The organism is Falsiroseomonas sp. RANM36, assembly GCF_056682175.1.
Genome location: NZ_JBWXTD010000003.1, coordinates 1,525,218 through 1,525,977 on the forward strand (window position 1 = coordinate 1,525,218; position 760 = coordinate 1,525,977).

The 760-nt window shown below is 77.4% G+C and carries 2 protein-coding genes; both read right to left on the bottom strand.

From position 1 onward, the window contains the following. On the bottom strand, positions 1 to 198 hold a 198-nt coding region (locus AC1MIR_RS12215; protein ID WP_480028425.1), incomplete at its 3' end, for a hypothetical protein. 4 nt (positions 199 to 202) lie between these two features. Next, positions 203 to 760 (bottom strand): phosphoheptose isomerase family protein (locus AC1MIR_RS12220; RefSeq protein WP_480028426.1); only part of this gene is annotated, 558 nt, incomplete at its 5' end.

The following is a 760-nucleotide window of genomic DNA, read 5'->3' on the forward strand; positions in this document are numbered from 1 at the left end:
GCCGCAGCGCCGCGCCGCGTCGTCCCAGGCCTCCGGCCAGTCCTTGCCGGCGGCGGCGAGCAGCACGGCCTCGGCGCCGACGGCGCGCGCGCCGAGCGCGGCGTAGAGCGCGGCGCCGCCGGGCTGTTCCTGCACCGCGCCGTCCGGCGCGCGCACGCGGTCGATGGACAGGTATCCCATCACGAAGACGCGGCCCATGCGCTCACTGGCCCGTGCCGATCAGCGAGCGCCGCGTCAGCATGCGGCTGACGCGGAACCGCGCCGCATCGCCCTTCAGGTGCAAGCGCGTATCGGGATCGAGCCCGCCGGCCCGCGCCAGCCTATGCGCCAGCGCCTGCAGCGGGATCGCCGTGGCAAGCGGCGCCAGCGCCGGCGGCACCGCGGGCAGCGTGACGCGCCGCGCGGCGGTGGCGACCGGCGTCGCCTCGGTGTCCACCGCCAGGCAGCGCATCCCGAGCTGCGCCAGCGCCTCGCAGCTCTCGGTCGCCAGCCTGGCGAGCGCAGGCTCCGCGGCGACGACGACGACGAGGTCGGAGACCGGCGTCGCCCAGTACTGGCTGTGCGCGAATTCCTCGAGATCCGCGGACCAGGCCGGCACGCGGGAGAGCTCGACCAGCTTCGCCGCGCCGTACCGCACCGTGCCCGCATCGGCGCCGGCGGAGAGCAGCCGCACGCCGCTCGGCAGCGCCTCCTCCACCGCCATCGCGCTGGCGGCGCGGATGGCGGGCAGCGCGGAGTGCAACGCGTCCGCGGCGTCCGG